Origin of the sequence: Nostoc sp. FACHB-133 (assembly GCF_014698055.1) — a bacterium.
GTDB lineage: Bacteria > Cyanobacteriota > Cyanobacteriia > Cyanobacteriales > Nostocaceae > Nostoc.
This window is the reverse complement of record NZ_JACJSH010000001.1, coordinates 173,937-195,370: the sequence shown is the minus strand read 5'-3', so window position 1 is coordinate 195,370 and position 21,434 is coordinate 173,937. Positions and strand designations below refer to the sequence as shown.

The 21,434-nt window shown below is 41.6% G+C and carries 21 protein-coding genes; 6 read left to right on the top strand and 15 right to left on the bottom strand.

Annotation, left to right across the window (positions count from 1 at the left end; genetic code table 11):
* Positions 1 to 214 precede the first annotated feature (214 nt).
* A complete protein-coding gene (zds, locus tag H6G86_RS00970; protein WP_190932714.1) occupies positions 215 to 1,654 on the top strand; it encodes a 9,9'-di-cis-zeta-carotene desaturase in 1,440 nt (479 codons plus the stop codon).
* Positions 1,655 to 1,745: 91 nt separating this feature from the next.
* Positions 1,746 to 2,189 (top strand): SRPBCC family protein, encoded by a 444-nt coding sequence (locus tag H6G86_RS00965; protein ID WP_163938433.1) that lies wholly within the window; start codon positions 1,746 to 1,748, stop codon positions 2,187 to 2,189.
* Between the two features lie 128 nt (positions 2,190 to 2,317).
* Here the strand turns inward: H6G86_RS00965 and H6G86_RS00960 are convergent, their stop codons facing one another.
* From H6G86_RS00960 to H6G86_RS00950, 3 genes are all read right to left on the bottom strand, one after another.
* Positions 2,318 to 2,554: a 2Fe-2S iron-sulfur cluster-binding protein gene (locus H6G86_RS00960; protein WP_179071884.1), complete on the bottom strand. Its 237-nt coding sequence runs from the start codon at positions 2,552 to 2,554 to the stop codon at positions 2,318 to 2,320.
* A gap of 220 nt (positions 2,555 to 2,774) precedes the next feature.
* Positions 2,775 to 4,259 (bottom strand): cobyric acid synthase CobQ, encoded by a 1,485-nt coding sequence (gene cobQ, locus H6G86_RS00955; protein WP_190932713.1) that lies wholly within the window; start codon positions 4,257 to 4,259, stop codon positions 2,775 to 2,777.
* A gap of 238 nt (positions 4,260 to 4,497) precedes the next feature.
* Positions 4,498 to 4,902 (bottom strand): Npun_F0494 family protein, encoded by a 405-nt coding sequence (locus H6G86_RS00950; RefSeq protein WP_190932712.1) that lies wholly within the window; start codon positions 4,900 to 4,902, stop codon positions 4,498 to 4,500.
* Positions 4,903 to 5,095: 193 nt separating this feature from the next.
* On the opposite strand from H6G86_RS00950, the gene H6G86_RS00945 reads away from it, so the two are divergent.
* Entirely contained in the window at positions 5,096 to 5,533 is a 438-nt protein-coding gene (locus H6G86_RS00945; RefSeq protein WP_114084741.1) for a peroxiredoxin, read from the top strand.
* A gap of 78 nt (positions 5,534 to 5,611) precedes the next feature.
* Here the strand turns inward: H6G86_RS00945 and H6G86_RS00940 are convergent, their stop codons facing one another.
* The 7 genes from H6G86_RS00940 to H6G86_RS00910 all read right to left on the bottom strand — a co-directional run bounded on the left by H6G86_RS00940 (position 5,612) and on the right by H6G86_RS00910 (position 14,944).
* Complete coding sequence (locus H6G86_RS00940; RefSeq protein ID WP_190932711.1) at positions 5,612 to 6,010, bottom strand: hypothetical protein; 399 nt, start codon at positions 6,008 to 6,010, stop codon at positions 5,612 to 5,614.
* A gap of 36 nt (positions 6,011 to 6,046) precedes the next feature.
* Positions 6,047 to 6,937: an ABC transporter permease gene (locus H6G86_RS00935; RefSeq protein ID WP_114084739.1), complete on the bottom strand. Its 891-nt coding sequence runs from the start codon at positions 6,935 to 6,937 to the stop codon at positions 6,047 to 6,049.
* Positions 6,938 to 7,036: 99 nt separating this feature from the next.
* Complete coding sequence (locus H6G86_RS00930; RefSeq protein ID WP_190932710.1) at positions 7,037 to 8,056, bottom strand: ABC transporter ATP-binding protein; 1,020 nt, start codon at positions 8,054 to 8,056, stop codon at positions 7,037 to 7,039.
* Between the two features lie 187 nt (positions 8,057 to 8,243).
* Positions 8,244 to 9,731, bottom strand: a complete 1,488-nt coding sequence (locus H6G86_RS00925; protein WP_190932709.1) for an aminotransferase class I/II-fold pyridoxal phosphate-dependent enzyme — start codon at positions 9,729 to 9,731, stop codon at positions 8,244 to 8,246.
* A 244-nt stretch (positions 9,732 to 9,975) separates the two neighbouring features.
* Positions 9,976 to 12,948, bottom strand: coding sequence for an AAA family ATPase (locus tag H6G86_RS38090; RefSeq protein ID WP_199338115.1), 2,973 nt, complete (start codon positions 12,946 to 12,948; stop codon positions 9,976 to 9,978).
* A gap of 37 nt (positions 12,949 to 12,985) precedes the next feature.
* Positions 12,986 to 14,572 (bottom strand): serine protease, encoded by a 1,587-nt coding sequence (locus H6G86_RS00915; RefSeq protein WP_190932708.1) that lies wholly within the window; start codon positions 14,570 to 14,572, stop codon positions 12,986 to 12,988.
* 60 nt (positions 14,573 to 14,632) lie between these two features.
* The gene (locus tag H6G86_RS00910) at positions 14,633 to 14,944 is read right to left on the bottom strand and encodes a CU044_2847 family protein (protein WP_190932707.1); all 312 of its coding nucleotides are present in this window, start codon (positions 14,942 to 14,944) and stop codon (positions 14,633 to 14,635) included.
* A 756-nt stretch (positions 14,945 to 15,700) separates the two neighbouring features.
* Here H6G86_RS00910 and H6G86_RS00905 point away from each other — a divergent pair.
* Positions 15,701 to 16,408 (top strand): M15 family metallopeptidase, encoded by a 708-nt coding sequence (locus tag H6G86_RS00905; protein WP_190932706.1) that lies wholly within the window; start codon positions 15,701 to 15,703, stop codon positions 16,406 to 16,408.
* Between the two features lie 226 nt (positions 16,409 to 16,634).
* On the opposite strand, the gene H6G86_RS00900 is transcribed toward H6G86_RS00905, so the two are convergent.
* Together H6G86_RS00900 and H6G86_RS00895 are read right to left on the bottom strand one after the other, a co-directional pair.
* Positions 16,635 to 17,108: a TspO/MBR family protein gene (locus tag H6G86_RS00900; RefSeq protein WP_190932705.1), complete on the bottom strand. Its 474-nt coding sequence runs from the start codon at positions 17,106 to 17,108 to the stop codon at positions 16,635 to 16,637.
* A gap of 90 nt (positions 17,109 to 17,198) precedes the next feature.
* On the bottom strand, positions 17,199 to 17,672 hold the full coding sequence (locus tag H6G86_RS00895; RefSeq protein WP_190932704.1) for a TspO/MBR family protein: 474 nt from the start codon (positions 17,670 to 17,672) through the stop codon (positions 17,199 to 17,201).
* 190 nt (positions 17,673 to 17,862) lie between these two features.
* Here H6G86_RS00895 and H6G86_RS00890 point away from each other — a divergent pair, with 190 nt between their 5' ends.
* Entirely contained in the window at positions 17,863 to 18,045 is a 183-nt protein-coding gene (locus tag H6G86_RS00890; RefSeq protein ID WP_190932703.1) for a hypothetical protein, read from the top strand.
* Between the two features lie 5 nt (positions 18,046 to 18,050).
* Entirely contained in the window at positions 18,051 to 18,620 is a 570-nt protein-coding gene (locus tag H6G86_RS00885; protein WP_190932702.1) for a DUF3611 family protein, read from the top strand.
* Between the two features lie 849 nt (positions 18,621 to 19,469).
* On the opposite strand, the gene H6G86_RS00880 is transcribed toward H6G86_RS00885, so the two are convergent.
* The 3 genes from H6G86_RS00880 to H6G86_RS00870 all read right to left on the bottom strand — a co-directional run bounded on the left by H6G86_RS00880 (position 19,470) and on the right by H6G86_RS00870 (position 21,239).
* Complete coding sequence (locus H6G86_RS00880) at positions 19,470 to 20,102, bottom strand: YdeI/OmpD-associated family protein (protein WP_190932701.1); 633 nt, start codon at positions 20,100 to 20,102, stop codon at positions 19,470 to 19,472.
* Positions 20,103 to 20,109: 7 nt separating this feature from the next.
* Positions 20,110 to 20,400 (bottom strand): hypothetical protein, encoded by a 291-nt coding sequence (locus tag H6G86_RS00875; protein ID WP_190932700.1) that lies wholly within the window; start codon positions 20,398 to 20,400, stop codon positions 20,110 to 20,112.
* A gap of 161 nt (positions 20,401 to 20,561) precedes the next feature.
* Positions 20,562 to 21,239, bottom strand: coding sequence for a response regulator (locus tag H6G86_RS00870; protein WP_114084732.1), 678 nt, complete (start codon positions 21,237 to 21,239; stop codon positions 20,562 to 20,564).
* Positions 21,240 to 21,434: the final 195 nt, after the last annotated feature.

The following is a 21,434-nucleotide window of genomic DNA, read 5'->3' as shown; positions in this document are numbered from 1 at the left end:
TTTTTTGGGTGTGCCACAATGGACAATAATTTGTCTAGCTGATACAGGCGCGTTTTGCTCGCGTCTGGTCAATTACGGGGACTAAAAGAAGTAATTAAAGAGGTTTTAGTATCGACATTGCTTGCCTTAATATATTGGTAGAGTTGATATTAAGTAGCAAATTCCGACACCAACCCAGTTACAATCTGTAAAGAAACTGAAAAGGAACGACGGAATGCGTGTTGCAATCGTAGGTGCGGGACTTGCTGGACTAGCAACCGCAGTGGATCTAGCTGATGCTGGTTGTGAAATAGAGATTTTTGAGTCTCGTCCGTTTGTGGGTGGTAAAGTCGGCAGTTGGGTTGATGGAGATGGCAACCATCTAGAAATGGGGTTGCATGTATTTTTCGGGTGCTACTACCAACTATTTGACTTGATGAAGAAAGTGGGGGTGTTAGAGAACTTACGCCTCAAGGAACATACCCACACTTTTATTAATAAAGGGGGGCGCACTGGTGGTTTGGATTTTCGCTTCTTTACAGGTGCGCCTTTCAATGGCTTAAAGGCATTTTTCACGACTTCCCAACTATCGTTGCAGGATAAATTGCAAAATGCGATCGCTTTAGGTACTAGTCCCATAGTTCGCGGATTGGTAGACTTTAACGGGGCGATGAAAACCATCCGTAACTTGGATAAAATTAGCTTTGCCGATTGGTTTCGCAGTCATGGTGGGAGTAATGGCAGCATTAAGCGGTTATGGAACCCCATTGCTTACGCATTGGGATTTATTGATTGCGAAAATATGTCTGCCCGTTGTATGTTAACCATATTCCAGTTATTTGCAGTTAGAACTGAAGCTTCAGTTCTACGAATGTTGGAAGGTTCTCCATCTGAGTATTTGCACAAGCCCATTCTGGAATATTTAGAAGCCAGAGGCACTAAAGTTTATACGCGTCGGCAAGTACGCGAAATTCAGTTTATAGAATCAAACGAACAAACCCGCGTCACTGGTATAGCAGTTGCCCAAGGTGATGCAGTCGAAACTATCACTGCTGATGCTTACGTTTTTGCCTGTGATGTTCCAGGAATTCAACGTATCCTACCCCAGGAATGGCGTAAGTGGTCAGAATTTGACAATATTTACAAACTGGATGCAGTACCAGTGGCTACAGTGCAGTTACGCTTCGATGGTTGGGTAACAGAACTCAACAATGAAGAGCAACGTAAACAGCTAAATCACGCGGCTGGAATTGATAATTTACTGTACACAGCCGATGCTGACTTTTCTTGTTTTGCTGATTTAGCGTTAACTAGCCCTGCTGATTATTATCGCCCAGGACAGGGATCTTTGTTACAACTAGTGCTGACACCGGGAGATCCGTTTATTGCACAGAGTAATGAAGCGATCGCACAGCATGTCCTCAAGCAAGTCCATGAACTGTTTCCCTCGTCGCGGGAGCTAAATATGACTTGGTATAGTGTAGTAAAACTTGCTCAGTCTCTCTACCGAGAAGCGCCAGGGATGGATGCCTATCGTCCCAACCAAAAAACACCAGTAGATAATTTCTTCCTTGCAGGGAGCTATACTCAGCAAGATTATATTGACAGCATGGAAGGTGCTACTATTTCTGGACGGCGGGCGGCAAAAGTGATTTTGGAGAATTTGAAGAGATAACGTAGACACGCAGTGGCTTGCCGCAGGCTACCGCCAAGGACGCATTCGCATAGCGTCTCGTAGAGAAGAACGCAAAGGAAGAAGAAGAGAGATGTCAGATTGGTTAGAGCATACTGTGCAGGTAGAAGTAGAGGCTCCCATAGATTTAGTATGGAGCCTCTGGTCTGATTTGGAGCAAATGCCCCGGTGGATGAAGTGGATTGATTCGGTAAAAATTCCGCCAGATAATCCAGATATATCTCTTTGGAAATTAAAAACCGGCAGTCTAGAATTTAATTGGCAATCCCGAATTCTCAAAGTTATTCCCAACCAAATTATCCAATGGGAATCGATTGATGGTTTGCCTAATCAGGGAGCGATTCGCTTTTACGATCGCCACAATAGTAGCATTGTTAAAATGAGTATTTCCTATGCTATCCCCGGCATTATTGGCAAAATTATGGATAACTTGTTTTTGGGACGGATAGTTGAATCGACGATTCAAGCTGATTTGGAAAGATTTAAAGAATATGCGCTCAATGTTAAAGCTAATTGATATAGATAGTAAAAACAGGCAGTAGGGGACAATATGTGCGATCGCCCATATTGTGCAACATTATTTACCATCTAGTAAGTCTCTTCTCTACTTTTTTATCTGGATTCTAAACTTAGAGGGTTAAAAAATTACCAAGTGGGATCGCTAAACAAATTAATCGTCAATTCCTCGCGTGGCGGTACTGCGGTGATACAAGCGCGGATGATCTCTCCATCCTCTAATTCAATGGTGCAAGCGTGACAAGACCCCATTAGACAACCAGTGGGAATAAATACTCCAGCCCGGTCTGCTACATCCAAAATGGCTTCTCCCACTTCGGCATCTACTGTCACATCATCTGGTAAAAAGTGGACACGAACAATCATGAATCTTACGCTTTTTATTTGAAATTGATTCGTAAGAGTTGTTATTTGTCATTTGCCTTTTGTCTTTACAAATGACAAATAACCATCTTAACGAAAAAAGTGCAATTTCTTTTATGCAACTTATATCAATTTGAAACATGATTGTGACAGATGAATTCACTACACCTAGATTTAGAAAGCTATTCTCAATCCAAAATCTAAAATTAAAAATGGTATCAGCTTAAGACAAAAATGGAGTTAAGTCTAAATGGCTTTCTACTTCAGTCGCTAAGGAATCCAAAATCTGCTCTCGCTGTTCTCGGTAGTTAGCAACACCGGTGGGCAAAGATTTTAAACCGCGCTGTTGACGGAGGCGATTTAACCAAGCGCGTCGCCAAGGGCCGTTATCAAAAAGCCCGTGGAGGTAACTTCCCCACACCGATTGACAACTATCCACTAATCCTAAATTAATATCGTCAAATAGGGCATGGTAGGATTGAGGGTCTATTCCTTGCTGCTCGATGCGCGATCGCCCTTGGTGAATTTCAAAACCATTGACTGGTAAGCCCTGCTGTGGATAATTTGAACTAACTTGGCGCTGGCGGGCGATTTTTTGTCCGGTAATTACGGTTCTAATTGGTAAAAGATTTAACCCTTGAAATCTGCCAGCTTGTCCTTCTATCCCTTCTGGATCGGCAATGATTTGACCGAGCATTTGATAGCCACCGCAGATACCTAAAACTGTTCCCCCAGAAGCAGCATAGTTTTGGATCGCTTCTGCCATACCGCTTTTTTGCAGCAGCAGCAAGTCAGCAATTGTGGTCTTTGTACCAGGGATAATCACGGCATCAGGATGTCCTAAATCCTGCTTAGGACTTAAGTACTTGATTGAAACTGTACTTTCTGATTCCAGTGGGTCAAAGTCGGTGAAATTGGCAATTCTTGGTAAGCGGATGACGGCAATGTTGAGGTCAGTTTGGGCTTTATTCGTGGACGATTGACGTTCTAGCAGATCAAGAGAATCCTCTGCTGGAAACATTTCTTGCAAGTAGGGTATAACACCGATAACGGGGATACCTGTGCGTTCCTCTAACCATTTTATCCCCGGATCTAAGAGCGATCGCTGTCCTCGAAATTTGTTAATTACTACACCCTTAATTAGAGCGCGTTCATCTGGTTCCAATAACTCTAAGGTTCCTACCACATGGGCAAAAGCACCACCCCGATCGATATCAACTACTAACATCGTTGGTGCATTCAAATACTTTGCTACCCGCATATTAGTTAAATCGCGGTGTTTGAGGTTAATCTCTGCTGGACTACCAGCACCTTCACAAACCAGTAGGTCAAATTCTGTTCCTAAATGCTGTAGCGATTCTTCAATTGTCCGCCACCCCAGTTCAAAATATTGCTCGTAGTAATCTGAGGCACTCACTTTACCTACAGACCTACCTTTGATAATTACTTGGGAAGTCATATCCCCTTGAGGTTTGAGTAAAATTGGGTTCATTTCTACCCAAGGTACGACTCCCGCAGCCCAAGCTTGCACTGCTTGGGCATAGCCAATTTCTCCACCACTGGCAGTAACATAAGCATTTAAAGCCATATTTTGACCTTTAAAGGGAGCCACCCGCCAGCCACGCCGCGACAGAATGCGACAAATAGCTGTAGTTAAAAGTGATTTCCCTGCATGGGATGTTGTCCCCACCACCATAATTGATTTCATAGTTGCTATTAGTTAGTTTTTCAAGATACAGAGTGAATTTTTAGGAGCGAACAATAAGCGAGCAGGAAGACATGAGGGAGTAGGGGAAGAAATAATACACCATACCCCACACCCACCATTAGCATCACAAATTTCAATTAGATGATTATGGTAAAGACTTCATGAATAAATGTGATGTTTCCGTATATATTATTCCCTTTGATTGCCTAATGCTAACTCTTTGGTTTTGTTTTTTATTCTAAAAGGGTATCCGTAACCAACGAATCACAGCATCGAATAAACGATCACGCCATGAAGGTGTCCGCCAGTTTTGTCCGTGGTATTGTTCCACCAGCTGGCGACCCAAGGGAGTGAGCCGAAAACTATCTGTAATTCCCTGTCCATCGACTTCTCGCCGCAATACACCCACTTGGATTAGCCAGCCCAAGGCGTTATCACAGGCTAATTCTGATAAAGGGCGCTTGGTATAGCCCTGTTTGAGTCCATTTTCCAGAGCGATCGCAGTTACTGAAACACTCTGGTGTCCCATAACTTCAAATAAAGATAAATTGAAGGGCGAACACACTAGCGATCGCTCGGCTCTTTCTACTGTGCTTTGAGGATATACAAAAATATTTGGGTTTTGGGAATCAGCAGCAGCCATTTTGTAGGGGGAGAAATTTTCTTCTTAAAAAGATTAATTCAAGAATATATTTTTTCTTGCACTATATACCTCATTTAACCAAAATTAGTTACCTGAAGTATAGTTATGCTATTTTTTAGCAATTATATTTAATCATTATAAATTAATGTAAAATTTCAAGTGCATCAACAATCTGAAACAGGAAAGGTTAATTATGCCTCTAGCAGTTGGTACGGATGCACCTGCATTTACCGCCAAAGATACAAACGGCAACACAATCTCGTTATCTAATTTGAGGGGAAAGACAGTTGTTTTGTATTTTTACCCCAAAGATGACACGCCAGGCTGCACCAAACAAGCCTGTAGTTTTCGAGATGCCCAGGCTCAATATCAAGGTAAAGATATTGTAATCTTGGGAGTCAGTGCAGATGATGAAGTCTCCCATCAGGCATTCACCCAAAAATATAATTTGAATTTTCCTCTATTGGCTGACAGCGACAAATCCCTCATCAAAGCTTTCGATGTGGATGGCGGTGGTTATGCCAAGCGCGTCACCTATGTAATTGACCCCAACGGCAAAATTACCCATGTTGACACTAGTGTAAATACCACCACCCATGCTAGCGATGTTTTAGCTGTGCTTGGGCTGTAGGTTTTTACCTGATAACTAAGGATTTTTTAAATAGTCTCAGCCCCGAGCCTCTAGAGGCTTGGGGTTCTTTGCTTGAATTCAGTTACCTGATTGTGGTGTAACCGATGGCGGCGTAGCTGATGGTAGTGTAAACGATGGCAAACTGGGGCTTGCTTGCTGTTGTTCACCTCGAATTAGTTTTTGTTGCCTTGCTTTAAAGGCTGCTGCGGCTGAGTCTAGTTGTTCGTTCTGTTGGTCAGAATTCCAGTTGAGAGTCCCAAAATTTGCCCGATGAATCAGGTCAAACATATTGAAATTATCTGCGTTTGAACGAGAGAATGGATCGGTATTTTGGTCTGTTGTACTATTACTGGGAAAAGCATCGGCTGGGCTGACTTGTTGAGCCGAACTTGGTTGAGCTATGAGCAAGGAAGCAAAGCTAATTCCCGCCACGGTAGCTACAAAGAGTCTAGGAATTTGTAAAAATGATTTTTTCATGGGATTTTGACCCTAAAACTGCTCTATTTTATCTCTTTAAGCAAGAGTCCGCCGTAGTTGGGGTTGAATGCTCAGTAAGGCGACAACGGCAAAGCCAAACAATACCAGCAACGCTCCCCCAAAGGTAACATCACCCCAAGGAGCCTGCATAACTACACTACTTAGTCCCCAACTACTGTGGAGATACAGATAGCGAATGGGTTCGATCGCATAGCTAAGAGGATTTAGGGTAGCGATAACCTGTAACCACTGAGGCATGAATGATAGAGGAGCCAAAGCAGTGCTAGCGAACAATAATGGTAAATTAGTGACAAAAATCACTGCAATCAGTTCAATGTGTCCGGGTAGGGCGAAAGCTAAACCGAGGGAGATGGCTGTTACGCCTAAAGCTAATAAGAGGACAATTAGAGCGATCGCACTTAAACCGACTGCATCTGGTAGTCCAGCGCCCAAAAATGCCGCCGCCGCTACAATCACGGCTGCTTGCAGCAAACTTTGGCTGATGATAAAGATTGCCGAAGCAAAGACAATGGAAAACCGCGATGCTAACGGTGCTACCAGCAAACGATTCAAAAAGCCGAACTCGCGGTCAAACATCACCGGTAAACCAGCATTCAGCGCCCCAGCAAAGGCTGTAAACACAATTATGCCGGCAGCTAAAAATTGTCCGTAATTTGTTGTTGTATTGCCAAATATACCCTTGGGAGCATTTTGGAACAAAGCACCAAACAGTATCAGCCACATGACTGGCTGAATAATTCCGGCAACTAAAGATGAGGGACGGCGTTGCAACTGAATAAACAAGCGACGAGTTAAAGCCAACGTCTCTTGTACTAATTCACCGAAAAAGCTAGGTGCAGCATTAACATCTGCCGGTGGCGATGCTAGTGACTGCCAATTGATATCAGATTTAGGAGTAACGCTCATAATTGGGGATTGGGGATTGGGAATTGGGAATTGGGGATTGGGAATTGGGGATTGGGAATTGTAATTATTTCTATTCCTCATGCCCCATTCGCCATGCTCCTATCTCATAAGCTGCTTTTTCTCAGCTTTGGGATCGCGAGTGGCAACGGCTGCCAGTTCTGCATCCATCAGGGTGCGTCCTGTAGCGGCGAGATAAACGTCATCGAGGCTGGGGCGAGATTGGGCAATACCAAATATGGGCAAGCCAGCAGTATTCAGCGCTTGCTGTATGTTAATGAGAACATCGTTTTGAGGTGTCACCACTAAGTTGAGGGAATTACCTTGAGCGCTGTTGATAATGACTTCTTGCACAAAGGGCAAAGATTGCAAGAGGTTTTTGGCAATTTCTGCTTCCTCACTGGGGGAAAACTCGCGGATTCGCAAGGTGATGCGATCGCCCCCGACTTGATCTTTTAATTGTGAAGGTGTCCCAGAGGCAATTACCACGCCCCGATCTATAATTGCCACGCGATCGGCTAAAGCGTCAATTTCTTCTAGGTAATGGCTGGTAATTACTACCGTCGTCCCAGAGGCGCGTAATTTTCGTAGGAAATCCCATACAACAAAACGGGTTTCTATATCAAGTCCTACAGTTGGCTCATCCAATACCAGAACATCTGGTGCATGGAGCAACCCAGCAGCCAAGTCTAGGCGCTTGCGTAAACCGCCAGAATAGGTTCCTGTCTTTTTATTGGCGTATTCTTGCAAACCGAGTAAATCTAATACTGTCTCAATGCGCTGTTTGGCTACTGCACGTGGGAGGTGATAAAGTGCTGCTTGCAATTGCAGCAGTTCTTTTCCAGTTAGCACCTTATCTATAGCTACTTCCTGAGCAACATAGCCTAGTCGTTGCCTTGCCACCCTCGGATTATCTAACACAGAGATGCCAGATACTTCGATTTTGCCAGCATCCGGTGTGGTCAGCGTACACAAGGCACGCAAGGTAGTAGTTTTCCCAGCACCGTTGGGGCCAAGTAAACCAAAGATTTCTCCCGGCTCTACCTGAAATGAAACATCCTGGACGGCAACCACTGTGCCGTAACGTTTTTGCAGATTCTGAATTAAAACGGCGGGAGCCATGACAGCTTTTCCCCAACTATACAAATCTCAATAAAGTCTATCCTTATTGTAGAAGCTAGAGAGCAAGGAAATAACAGATGAGCGAAAATCTCTAAACAAGTTCGCGTCATGCGCTATGCTGTCAAAAACTTCTGATTATTTCAGACAAGTTGCTTGATTGGGTTTGTGGCGAATTAACATTAGGACGTTATTTCACAACTTTCAAAGTTTTGAGGCTAGAGTCATTGCAACCACTGATAAATCCCCCCATTGCTTGGATTTGTTGCAGGTAATCAAGGACGGGTTTAGTGATGATTTCTCCCGGCATTAACACAGGAATTCCTGGGGGATAGGGACAGATAATTTCGGCACAGATGCGATCGCTTGTTTGTGCTAAAGGCAATGCTTCACTGACAGCAAAAAAGGCTTCACGGGGAGAAAAATGTAAAGTATATTCCTGTGTAGTTAAAAGATTTTGCCCATTAGGATTTGTAACAGTCAAGTTGGTTCGACGATATTCTTTAGCAAGAGTGGTAAAACCTTGCACTAATTGCTTGATATCGGCTGGGGTGTTGCCCAAACTAATGATAAAGGTGATATGTTGCAGTGAAGCGAATTCAGCAGTGACAGCAAATTTTTCATCTAGAATTTCATCTGCTTCAAATCCGGTTAAGCCTAAACCAGAAACAGTTACAGTTAGCCGTGTTTCGTCTAAAGCCATAAAGCCGGGAGATCCCCCCAACCCCCCTTGATAAGGGGGTCTAAGAATCTGTAAGACAGATAATCCAGGAATTTGACTGATTTTTGTTCTAGCTTCATTGGCAAGTTGCAATGTGCGAGACATCAGCATTTTTCCGTGGAGTGCCATTTGCTGACGCGCTGCATCTAAAGAAGCTAAAAGTAAATAACTAGGACTGGTAGATTGTACTAGTTGCAAAGCTTTACTGATGCGATCGCAATCTATCCTATTACCTTGGATATGGAGCATTGATGCCTGTGTCATTGCACCAAGTACTTTGTGGATGGATTGTACAGTTAAATCTGCACCTGCGGCTAAAGCGGAAGTGGGTAATTCGGGATGAAAGGCAAAGTGTGCGCCGTGTGCCTCATCTACGAGTAAAGGGATATTGTATTGATGGGTAATATTGGCGATCGCACTCAAATTTCCACAAACGCCGTAATATGTTGGATAAACTGTCAAAACTGCTTTAGCATCGGGATGTTGTTGGAGTGCAGATTCTACAGCATTGGGCGTGATGCTGTGGGCAATATCTAAAACTGGATCGTATTCAGGATTAAGAAAAATGGGTATTGCACCGGAGAGAATTAAACCAGCGATCGCAGAAGAATGCACATTGCGAGGCAAAATGATTTTATCGCCTGTACCACAGGTAGCAAGAATTGCGGCTTCAATTCCACAGGTAGAACCGTTGACAAGAAACCATGTTTGCGAAGCGCCAAAAGCTTGTGCTGCTAGTTGTTGCGCTGCTTGAATAACGCCTTGGGGTGCAAAGAGATTATCTAAATCTGCTAATTCGGTTAAATCAGCGCGAAATACAGCCTTACCAAGTAAATCAGCCAAGGGGTGAGAAATTCCCTCACCTAGTTTATGTCCTGGAGTGTAAAAAGGCGCATGGGGTCTTGTAGCATTGGCTTTTAAAGCATCTAATAGAGGTGTTTGGTTTTGATTGAGCATTTTTGAAAAAACGAACCCTCAATGATAAAATTTAAAGTCATTCATAGACCAATACAGTTCAGATAAGCCCAAAACACTTGTAGAGACGGCGATTTATCGCGTCTCGAAAACCCAAAATTGTTGCCAGTAGCCCTTAACTGAACCGTATTGATTCATAGACGATAGAAAAGTTTAAATATTGGATACTATAGTCACAACAAAAAGGTTGCGTTGTGTGCCTTCTCTAATTCCTTACTTTAAATAATTAGCTTTTTACTGCACGCTCTCTCACCCATTGTTTTAACAGAGGAATTTCAAAATCATATCCTCTATTGATTTTGTGTAAAATATGATAACGCAACAAGCGGGTTAATACCTTTTCAGCAATTTCAGTAGTTATAGCTAATAAAATATCTGTCTTGGCAACTTGTAATAATAATTCTTGACCAATTACTATTTCTTCTGGTGTAGTTCCTGTAAATTCTGTCCAAATATTTGTAAAATAAGGCTGACCAGAAGTAAATGCGTCATTAATAGAAGCTTGCAAGAGTTCAGCAGTAATCAAATCAGTATGGTTAAAGTTAGCTTGATTCACCATTGATGCGCCCAATAATTGTAGGCAGTAAGGGTGACAACTGGTAAGCTTTAATACTTCTTTTACAATGCCTGGAGCGTAAAGCAGTGTAAAATCTGGATCTGGATTGAGCAGTAAATCCTCGGCTTCGTTAGGTTCAAGATAAAGCATTTCTATCGGGACAACGCTGATAAAATAGCTACTCCAATTCGGGCCTAATTCTTCTAAAGTTTGTACCCCAGAAAAGAGAAAACCGAGTTTTTCATAATGTTGAATTAAATGGCGCAGTTCGTCAAATAAACGTAAAGTTATTTGTCCCTTTTGGATAGCCGTACCGATTTTTTCAAATTCATCAAGGTTGAGAAGGATGCGCCGTTCTCCAATTTGGGCAAGTGCTTCATCTAACCAATCTTCTAAGATGGTATAGGGACTAGCTTGAAAATCGGTGCGTTTAGGAATGTTTGGTAATTGAACACCTTGACTTTTGCAGTCTTTATGAATTGCACGGACTAAGCCAAAGCACAAGTCAGATTCGCTGGTGGTAATGGCGGAACTTTGCATATCCACAAATACCGGGAGTATATCACTAGGAAGCAGGCGGGGAAAGTTATACAAAAAGGAAGTTTTACCACAGCGACGGGGCCCATGCAGCACAAGAGTAGGTCGGTCACGGTCTAAAGCTCGACGGACAATTTCATTGGCAAATATCTGACGACCTTTAAACAAGTTTTTTTGCTCAAATCGCACCGGATTTCCATATTGGAACGGGTTGATTAGTCCGCCTTGAGAGAGTTGACGTTGTTCATTTTGTTCCAGTTCAATAACCTTTTGCCAATGTTCCAGTACAGGTGTCCAGCGTTTGATGGCTTCATCTTTAAGTCCCAGAGAGGGTAATTGGAATTGTAATCGAATAACATTGTTATTGATTCGTTCTAATCCTCGTTCTCGTAAGGCTATATTTTCATTTTCGAGTGCAGATTGAATATCTTGAATAATAGTTTGCAAGCGAGGGAGAAGGATAGAAAGTTCGGGTTTAACTTTTGGCAAAGGTGTTTCCGGAGTGGGAGTATCGCTGTCAGAATCAAGGTGATATAAAGGGGAAATCAGGAAGGGTAATATAGGATGATCTGAGTTGGCAGTAAATAGCAGTTCTGGGATACTTATAATTTTCTTGAGTTGGTCAGCGACAATTTGCGGTAAGGCATTTTGCAGGGTTATTTGAAATCCTGGTAAAGAAAAAGTTTGGGTATATTGAAAGATTGTTAAGGCTTGTTGAGGTCTTTCACGAAATTCATAAACAAGAAGTTGAGCATGATTAAGTAAAGGTATCCACAGGAGTTCGCTAGTGTAAGGAGGTAATTGAAAAAGTATTTTTGTTGTTTGGGGACGAAGCCGCCTAATTGTTGAATCTGAAAACCTGAAAAGTTTTAGTAAATAATGAGTAAATAATCTATAATAGCTACCTAAAGAGATAAAACCATAATCAGGAAATATTCTGTAATAGCTAACTAAGGTTACAGGGATAATTAATGCTGAAAGCCATCCTAAATTTTGGGCAGAAAGAGCTATTAAAATCACTGTAATGATGATAAAAACTGTGTTGTCTTTTACTGGTGCAAGAGCAAAAGCGATTAAACTTGCAACAATCGAAAACCAAATAAGCGGTAAAGTAGCAACTCCCGCCACTCCTCCCGCCACTCCTCCCGCCACGACGATCGCCACGACGGCCGCCACTCCTCCCGCCACTCCTCCCGCCACTCCTCCCGCCACTCCTCCCGCTACTCCGACCGCTACTCCTCCCGCCACTCCTCCCGCCACGACGACCGCCACTCCGATCGCCAAGACGGCCGCCACTCCGATCCCCAAGACGGCCGCCACTCCTCCTGCCACTCCTCCCGCCACTCCTCCCGCCACGACTTTCATTACGACTTCTACCACTCCTGGGGCCATGACGACCGCCACTCCTCCCGCCACTCCTCCCGCCACTCCTCCCGCCACGACGACCGCATTATCACTATCTGTCATATCTTCTCTTACTACAAATACAAATAGTAAAAAGCCTGTTATTCCACTTACTAACAACAGAAATAACCAGTTTTGAGTTGCTAACCACGCTCCTAACATCACACTGATTGTTCCTCCCACCACCATCACATTACGAGCAAGGGGAAGATGTACTGTTTTTAACAGTTGCATTAACCAAACAGTTAATGATATGAATACTCCAAAAACTGCAAGACCTATCCCTATTTGAGATAAAGGAGGTAAAACTTTAATAGCTTTTGTTAAGCCTTTTAACCAGCTATCAGGCTGATTTAATACAACTATCAACCACAACAAGGGGATAACCAGCCCTAAAGATAAAAATAAAAGTCCTGTCGCATAAGCAATTAACATTACACAAGGTAACTGTAACCAATCTAATAATTGATTACGCTCAATTAGTCTTAAAATAAGAGGGATATTACAAATAAATAATAGTAATATATACTGACTAATAAATCGTAAGTTTCCGTACAACAAAATATCAAAAAAACTTGTGTCTGGTCTGCGTCCATCTTTTTCTTCTTTAGGCAACCATTCATTCACTCGTTCTTGAAGCCTTGAAGGACAAAACATTGCCCACCAAAATAGTTCCCAAGTTTCTTGCAAAAACAGTAACATTTTTTATATTTAATGTCTGATTTTTTGGCTTATTGCTTTATCTTTGACATTTCATAAACTCTGCAAAAACACTGCTAAATAAACCCCCATTCTTCCGTAATAATCCATGACGCTGAAGCCTATCTACAATTGCCAGATCAGGAATAGGTAAATTACTCTCTCCCAACTCATAACGCAATGCTAAACGTTCAACTTTGCTTAAATCTTTCCAAAGTTCTTCAAAACGAGGCTTTGCTTGAAAATCAAACTCATTTTTAGCTATTTTTTGATTCCTATTTTGCCACAACATCGCCCCTGCCATCTGCACATAATAGGGCAACCCTCCTGCTAACTCATCCACCCATTGTAATACCGCAGAATTAGGCAGCAGAAATCCTTCCTGTCCTTTCTGGATAATGCTTTGACAAGCTTCCTTCTCTAATGCCCCTAAAATAGTCATACTGAAAATATTGGCAAAGGGAGAACCCAGACTCAAAGTTTCGTAAACTTCATTAAGAGGGCGTTTGCTGGCAATTACCATTGTTAATAAACCCGCAGAAGCCTTAGAACGCCAATCTTCTCCCCAATCCTGAAACAATTTCAATCTATCTGTGTTACTAGCAATGGCTTCAAACTCATCCAATAAAATAATTAAACGATACCCTTCATCTACTAAATTCTGTAAGCCATCTTCTACTGCAAAGCCATCTTCATTATCTTCCTTTGACCAAGGAAAATTCCCTGTTAGTTTTTGAATTCCTCGCCTTAAGCCTTCAATAATCCCCTCTGGAGTATGAAAATTCCCATTTGTTAAATCTAAGAACACAACTAAAGGCTTTTGTTCTGGCGAACAAAATTCGCTGATTCTTTCTCTGATATATCGCAATAGCGAGGATTTTCCATTGCGCCGCAATCCTACCAAATTGACACATTGAGGACTAATCGCGCCAATGCGGTTTTTAATCTCTAAAATCTCTCTTCTCCGTCCGTAAAAACGTTGTGGAGGAACAGGAAGACCATATTCAAATGGATTATCACCTTTGGGCTTCGACTGATGAAATTGTTTATTAAGTAAGGCAATTTCGGGAAACTGTTGCACAATAACTTGAGCCGAAACAGCCCGCCCACCTAAATCGTTACCTTCATCACGGGAAAGATGCACAATTCCACAAACTTTACCTGTTAGTAAATTGAATAAAGGCGAGCCACTAAAGCCTGAGATAACTTGCCCTTGCTTTAACTTATAGAGAATAATATCCTGTTTAAAACTTATTCCTTCATATTTAAAGCTTGCTGAATCCCCCTGTGAATAATCAACTTCGCTATTCTTGGGATAACCAAAAATATATAAATCATCGTTGGTATTGGGTTTTGTATCATCCAATTCAACACAGGGATGATCCAAACAATCCTCGTACAGTTGTAAAAGGGCTAAATCAAGGGGAAATTTGTATGATTGCGTAACTTTAGCTGTGTAATTCTGGTTTCCTGCTTTCCAGAATACTTGCACAGGGTTATCTTTTGCAGATTCGACTACATGGGCGCAGGTGAGAATCCAATTCGGTGCAACAAAAAAACCTGTTCCCTGACTACTGGCAACATTTAAACGCACTGTACAGCGTTGTAAATCGTCTTCGTTACCCATTAATTGCTCTCACGTAGCATCTTTGTAAAAAGATTACCACAACTGTAAGACAATCAACTATTATTTACCCCATTCCATCGTAATTTCCAGGTTAGCTGTGCCTGTTCCTTTCACAATTAAAGCGGTTAGTTGTCCTGACTCAACTCCAATTTGTAAACCTAGTTTGACACTAAATTTATCTGGTTTGACTGTCTCGCTAATATCTTTTAATGTAACTGCGACATCTTCAGCAATGGATTTAATAATTTCTGTCGCTTGTTTAAAGACTCTGGTTTCATCAGAAACAGGTTGTTCTCCTATAGGCGTAACCTCTACTTTAATTATTTTGCCGTCAGAAAGTTCAAAGGAAATAATTTTGGTTCTATCTGCCATACTTTATTTTTTATGTTGATTTTTAGTGCAAGGATATTCCTAAATAATGGGAAAAATATATGGTATCATTACATTTTTTGGGCGCGATTAATTTAAATTTGGCAAGAATTAATAATATGTTACACGTTACTTTAATAATTTCATTTTTTGAAAGGTTTCAGAACTTTATAAGCAGTAATTACAGCCTAAGTAATTTTATATAGCGGTTCTTGGTTGATTTAGGTACAATAACCCCACCCCCAACTCCTCTCGAAAAGGAAAGCTGTTTCATTCCCTCAAAGACTCAAAAAAGACTTGTGTTCTGAACGAAAGTACTTGTGTTTTGGACGAAAGTCCTCGTGTTCTGAACCAAAGTCCTCGTGTTCTGAACCAAAGTCCTCGTGTTCTGAACCAAAGTCCTCGTGTTCTGAACCAAAGTCTTCGTGTTCTGAATGAAAGTCCTTGTGTTCTGAATGAAAGTCCTCGTGTTCTGAATGAAAGTCCTTGTGTTCTGGACAAAAGTACTTGTGTGTAAACCGTAGGTTCTTCGAGAGGGGACTATGATGTACTTTATGTGATTAGGAAAGGCTATATAAGTTTGTATACGTAGCAGATTATTAGCGTTTACCCTTTAGAAAAAAGTTTTTGGTTCACCGTTCAGGATTGAGAAAAATTAGTATTGCACGCAGAGGCGCAAAGGACACAGAGAAAGAAGAGACTTGTTACGCAGAATGCTATGCTTGCGTTAAAATCCGTAAGTCCTGTGTAGCTGACTAGATGAGACCTTATCATCAAATTCCGATTTTTGAGTGTGGTGAACCGATAATAGCGATTCCTTTAGAATTGTTTGCGGTGGAATCTCCCCATCCTTATGAAAAATTAGGTGCGCCTTATGGTAAACACTCCCCCTATTATCTCCGTCAAAGCGTCATTGAAAATTTGATCCAAGCGCAAAATTATCTTGAATTGCTGCATCGCAACTGGCGTATCCAAATTTTTGATGCTTATCGCCCGATCGCAGTTCAGCAGTTTATGGTAGATTACAGCTTCACTCAAGCAGTGCAAGATAGGGGATTAACTAATGTGGAGTTATCCCCAAAGCAACGTCAAGAAGTTTGGGAAGCGGTTTATGCAATTTGGGCTGCACCAAGTTTGGATGAAAAAACTCCGCCTCCTCACAGTACAGGTGCGGCGGTAGATGTGACGCTAGTAGATGATATTGGGCAAATAGTAAATATGGGTTCGCCGATTGATGAAATGTCAGAGCGATCGCATCCCGATTATTATGCCAATAATGACGACCCAGAAGCACAAAATTATCATGCTTACCGCCAGCTATTGCAAGATGTCATGTTAAAAGCAGGGTTTCAACGCAATCCCAGAGAGTGGTGGCATTTTTCTGTTGGCGATCAAATGTGGGCTTGGCTGAATAATCAATCGAATCCAGCCAATCCTGTCACGGCACGTTATGGCCGTATTGCATAGATGCGTTATCACAAAAGAATTCAGGAGTCAGAATTCAGAATACCCTTTCAGGGAAGCAAGCTACAGAATTGAATTGGAGTCTGACTGGCGGACTTACTCAATCTAACGCTGAATAAATGGTGAAACTAAATACTAAATCTTTCTTGCGGAATCCATAAGGAATAAATAAGCGTTCATCCCACACTTTCTTCTTCTGACTACTGAATTCAGACTACTGAATACTTCTTCAAGCATCTTGAGGATTTAACTCTCTCAACTCGTCGGTGGTGTAAGTACCAATGGGAGTCCAAATTAGATAGGGAAGGAGTAACAGCCCCGCTATTAGAGAAATCGGCAAAACGCAGATTGCGAGGAAAACGCCTGAAATTAAACCAACTAGCCCAAGAATTTCCCCAGCTTTGAGACTGCGAAACCTCAGCATTATAGGTATGTAGGCAACGGTAATAATTTCCATCAAAAGGTACAAAGCCATTATTAACCAAGTAATTGGGCTTCCGGGATTTTTTTCCCAGACAATATAAGCTGAAGCTGCACCGCAAATAAAAATCACAGTCCAAATGAGTGGAATCAGAGGTTCAAAAACTAGCCAGCGAGGGCGACTTAATAGTGCAAACCATTTAACATCACGCGGCGTAATCAAGAAACTTCCAAGGGCGATGAAAAAAGTTACAGCCCCAATTATCAGCCAAGATGGAATCATAATGACCTCAAGCTTTGTGTATTTTGTCAAGTTATACACTGCAAGTTTGACAATTTAGGGCATAGCTTTAATCATTCGTTGGTGCGAATTTTAGGCATCTTGAGGATTGAGACTGATCATCTGCCAAGTGGTATAAGTACCAATGGGACTCCAAAGCAAATAAGGAACTAGTAGCAATGCTGCCCAACCAGAAATACCTAAGACCGCAAGTATCAATAAAGCACCAATGATAAAACCTGTGCCTCCAAGAACTGTACCCACTTTCAGACTGCGAAGCCTAAACATTACAGGCGTATAGGCAATAGTAATTATTTCTAACAGCAGATATAAACCCATGATTAACCAGGTTGAGGTGCTTCCTGGATCTTTTTCCCAGATAATATAAGCCGACCAAGCACCGCAAATAAATATTACAGTCCAGATAATTGGAATCGCGCCCTCAAAAGTTAGCCATCTTGGTCGTTGTAAGCGCTTGAACCATTGGCGATCGCTAGGCGTAATCACGTTAGCGGCTAAAGCAACTAAGAAAGCCACGCCCCCAATCACCATCCAAGATTTAATCATGCCCGTTAGTCCTTTACAAGCGCTATCTATCGCTTAATATCACTCTTTATAGTGTAATTTTGTCAATTTAATTGCTAATTCTTCATCGTCCCTGAGTTTGAAACCTTTACATCGTTTGACAGGATTTTAAATTAGGGATTTGCAAAAAATAAATTATCTCAAATTATTTCTAGTAGGGGCGCAAAGCCTTGTGCCCCTACATTCACTGGACATCCCTTATCGGCATTGCGAAGAGGCAGAGGTGAAAGAGGTAATTTCTCTTTCCTTTGCCCCACGCCTGATTTATTCCCAGGATGTTGAGGTGATTATGTCTAAAGATGGGGGTATGGTGCGAACTGGGGCAATATTCTTGGGAGTAGGCGAATTAAGGTAATTTTTATGCAAACAGAATCAGAAGTGCGTTCGCTACCAGCAGAAACTAGAGGAATTGGTAATACTATTCGCCTTACAGGTTGGATTTCTTTCTGGCTGCAATTGGCAATTGGAGTGGTTTCTTTTTTAGCTTTGTTGTTTGCCTTAACTGGTCGTGGCTTTGTTCAAAAACAGAATGCTGGTCTTGGGATTGGCATATTTTGGGCTGTATGCGGAATTGTAGTGTTGTTATTTCGTCTCTATTGGGATTTTCGTTACACCCGCATAGGCAAAGCTCTAGAAAATTCCAATCCTGCTTTACATCCCAGTAAGCCAGATACAACTAAAATTCTCCGATTAGGAATAGTTGTTAGTTTGGTGGGAATGTTATTAACTCTCTTAGGTGCTGGATCAACGGTGTTAGTGCTTGTGGCAAAATCTATATCCCAACCCCCAGGAGTGGCAATCACCAATCCCTATAATATTATTCGAGCAATGGATGTTTTTGTGGCTGTAGCAGACATCACTGGGATTGCTGCTCACTATGTGGGGACTGTTGCTTCGTTATGGTTGCTGGAGCGAGTGCATCAACACTAATGGAAGAAGGCACAAGGGAAGAAAGCCAATCTTAGTAAGACTACAGTAAAGGTATTGACACACAATAATTAGCGATGGCTGCGCCAACGTCTTCTCTACGAGACGCTACGCGAACGACGAACGCAATTTTGCACTAACTTTGCTAAACATTTGTTTCTCTGCGGTCATGAAGTCAGTTCTAATTATTCTAACTTTTACCTCAAGATGCAATTTAAAGGTAAATTCTTATTACTTATGATAGTTACTTTCAATCATCTTGATAGGTAAAAGTAAATATACTTAATAACTGAGGTTCAAAGCATGGACTCAACAGGTAAGGTTCAAACTGTGGACTCGTCCTGGTCTCTTCCAATGCCGTTGAAAGAGTATGCAATGAGCCGAGTAACTGTCTACTTTTATAGCGACAGATGGGTTCCAATTAAATATTGCTCTTTGGAAAAGGCAATTTTGCTTTACCACAGGGCGAATTTAGAAGGCAAGGAAATTTTTTTATTTCCTACTAATATAGACCCTAATCAATTCTCAAACTCTTTTAGCTAAAATGTATTGAGGTAGGCCATTTTTGAAAAAATAAATTGGATATAGAGGCGTACATATATTTATATGTACGCCTCTACTTTTAATTGGGATTTAAATATTGACTCAAGTAATATTTATTTAACGTGAGTTCGATGAACCTCTCCCTCCCAGCCTGCCTCTGGGAAACAGAAAGGGAGGAGCAACGAAAAATTAAGCTTTTTGCTACCCTCTCCGACACGGAGAGGGGTTGGGGAGAGGTCAAATAAGACTTGTCGAACTCACGTTTATTTATGTCAAAAAACACGTTGTCAAGCAATCGCTTTAGCTTTGTTATCGTACCAATGGATTTTTGTTCGCGGCTGCTGAGTTGATGGTTTGTTCAATTCTCTTCAATCTTGTTTCTGGACGTTTTGCACTGTCAATCCAAAAAAGAATATTCTTTTTGGATGAATTATTAAATCTTTCAAAATAGTCTTTAGCAGTTGTGTTTGCTTCTAATGCTTGCTTTAAATCTGAGGGAATAATTAATGCTTCGCTTGCATCTAAAGTATTCCATGAACCATTTAGTTTTGCAGCTTCAATTTTTTCCAGACCAACTGTAGTCATCAAACCTTGTTCTATAAGTTCTTCAATATATTGTTTATTTAATTTTGACCACACGCTTTTCGGTTTTCGAGGTGTAAATATTTGCATATAACGTTCTTCATCTATGGATTTGACTTTACTATCAATCCAACCAAAGCATAAGGCTTCTTTTACTGCTTCGCTATATCGAACACTTGGTTTACCACTTTTTACTTTGTAGTAAATAAGCCATACACCAAAAGAGATAAGATGGTTTTTCTCTAACCATCTCCGCCATTCTTCCCGACTATTGGCGCAGAAAGACGGAAATTCATTCTTTAGTTTGGATACATGAGTATTATTATTTTTGCTAAGGTTTATTTCTGTATTTTGCTGCATTGGTAGATTACTGCTTAGTGCTACGATTGCTAAGTCCAAACATATACACAATAAAAGTTGTTTGAGCTACTAAAATTCCGAGCGCTGTACCTCCAAGTGCTACCCGCGCTTGAAAACTTCCAAGCTCATCAAGCTTTCGGGTTTCAATAAATATTCTGCTTTGGGGATTGAGTTTCCATCTTACTGCTTCTGAGTTGCCAAGAAAACTCAGAGGTAGACTTAGAATATAGCCAAAAATTGTAAATGCTAAAGCTGTAGGAATAGTCAGCTTCAAGTTTTGAAATAGTAATGAGCGCATGGGAACACAAATTTATCTAACTTTAAAAGTTTTACAACTATTTTGATAGTTATAAATATACCCAAAGGTTGGCATTTAGGATTTTGAAAGTTACATACATAGGAATTGCTATGCACAATAATCCAGATATTCGGTAGTAAAGATTTGAATGTATTCTGATCTCAAACCAAACCTGAACGCAGTGCCACAACTGCTGCTTGCACGCGATCGTCAACTGCTAATTTATTCATAATCCCTCGGACGTGGGTTTTGATGGTGTTGGGACTGAGATAGAGTTTTTCAGCAATCTCTGGGTTACTCAACCCGTCTACCATGAGTTTCAACACTTCTAACTCGCGTCCAGATAAGTTTGCGTTGTTGCTGGTGGGTGTAGGTGGTTTGAGATTATCAATCACTCGCCGCGCAATTTGGGGATCGAGATAGGCTGCACCATCAACTGCGGCTGCGATCGCACTTAACAATCGTTCCACACTTGCACCTTTGATGCAATACGCATCTGCACCGCTAGATAGTGCCGCAATAATTTCTGTCTCCGTTTGATGAGATGTCAGCATCACCACATGAGTTGCTGGCAACGCCGCCTTAATTTGCTGTGTCGCTGCAATGCCATCCAATCGCGGCAAGCCAATATCCATAACCACCAAATCGGGTTTCAGTTGCAGTGCTGCTTGAACTCCCAAATAACCATCTTCTGCTTGTCCAACAATCTCTAACTGAGGATGAGCCATTAATGATTGCTCTAATCCCAATTGCATCATCGGATCGTCTTCGACAATTAACACCCGCAACGGCGGAGCATTGGCTGGTAAATTTAAGGGATAGCGAGTATCTAAAGACATTATTTATTTATTAAGAGTCATTAGTCATTTGTCCTTTGTCATTAGTCATTAGTCATTTGTTTTTTTAACCAATACAACTCTTGGAGAGGCTGCGCCCTAAGCATATCTATGCCGCAGGCTTTACGACTACGCGGTAGTTGAATCTCGACTTCGCTCGATTTCCGCGCAGTCGAAACACAGTACAAGTTACCAATG

Bases quoted from the DNA above. Each gene is read 5' to 3' on its own strand.
- zds (WP_190932714.1), top strand. From the start codon at position 215: ATGCGTGTTGCAATCGTAGGTGCGGGACTTGCTGGACTAGCAACCGCA.
- H6G86_RS00965 (WP_163938433.1), top strand. From the start codon at position 1,746: ATGTCAGATTGGTTAGAGCATACTGTGCAGGTAGAAGTAGAGGCTCCC.
- H6G86_RS00960 (WP_179071884.1), bottom strand. From the start codon at position 2,554: ATGATTGTTCGTGTCCACTTTTTACCAGATGATGTGACAGTAGATGCC.
- cobQ (WP_190932713.1), bottom strand. From the start codon at position 4,259: ATGAAATCAATTATGGTGGTGGGGACAACATCCCATGCAGGGAAATCA.
- H6G86_RS00950 (WP_190932712.1), bottom strand. From the start codon at position 4,902: ATGGCTGCTGCTGATTCCCAAAACCCAAATATTTTTGTATATCCTCAA.
- H6G86_RS00945 (WP_114084741.1), top strand. From the start codon at position 5,096: ATGCCTCTAGCAGTTGGTACGGATGCACCTGCATTTACCGCCAAAGAT.
- H6G86_RS00940 (WP_190932711.1), bottom strand. From the start codon at position 6,010: ATGAAAAAATCATTTTTACAAATTCCTAGACTCTTTGTAGCTACCGTG.
- H6G86_RS00935 (WP_114084739.1), bottom strand. From the start codon at position 6,937: ATGAGCGTTACTCCTAAATCTGATATCAATTGGCAGTCACTAGCATCG.
- H6G86_RS00930 (WP_190932710.1), bottom strand. From the start codon at position 8,056: ATGGCTCCCGCCGTTTTAATTCAGAATCTGCAAAAACGTTACGGCACA.
- H6G86_RS00925 (WP_190932709.1), bottom strand. From the start codon at position 9,731: ATGCTCAATCAAAACCAAACACCTCTATTAGATGCTTTAAAAGCCAAT.
- H6G86_RS38090 (WP_199338115.1), bottom strand. From the start codon at position 12,948: ATGTTACTGTTTTTGCAAGAAACTTGGGAACTATTTTGGTGGGCAATG.
- H6G86_RS00915 (WP_190932708.1), bottom strand. From the start codon at position 14,572: ATGGGTAACGAAGACGATTTACAACGCTGTACAGTGCGTTTAAATGTT.
- H6G86_RS00910 (WP_190932707.1), bottom strand. From the start codon at position 14,944: ATGGCAGATAGAACCAAAATTATTTCCTTTGAACTTTCTGACGGCAAA.
- H6G86_RS00905 (WP_190932706.1), top strand. From the start codon at position 15,701: ATGAGACCTTATCATCAAATTCCGATTTTTGAGTGTGGTGAACCGATA.
- H6G86_RS00900 (WP_190932705.1), bottom strand. From the start codon at position 17,108: ATGATTCCATCTTGGCTGATAATTGGGGCTGTAACTTTTTTCATCGCC.
- H6G86_RS00895 (WP_190932704.1), bottom strand. From the start codon at position 17,672: ATGATTAAATCTTGGATGGTGATTGGGGGCGTGGCTTTCTTAGTTGCT.
- H6G86_RS00885 (WP_190932702.1), top strand. From the start codon at position 18,051: ATGCAAACAGAATCAGAAGTGCGTTCGCTACCAGCAGAAACTAGAGGA.
- H6G86_RS00880 (WP_190932701.1), bottom strand. From the start codon at position 20,102: ATGCAGCAAAATACAGAAATAAACCTTAGCAAAAATAATAATACTCAT.
- H6G86_RS00875 (WP_190932700.1), bottom strand. From the start codon at position 20,400: ATGCGCTCATTACTATTTCAAAACTTGAAGCTGACTATTCCTACAGCT.
- H6G86_RS00870 (WP_114084732.1), bottom strand. From the start codon at position 21,239: ATGTCTTTAGATACTCGCTATCCCTTAAATTTACCAGCCAATGCTCCG.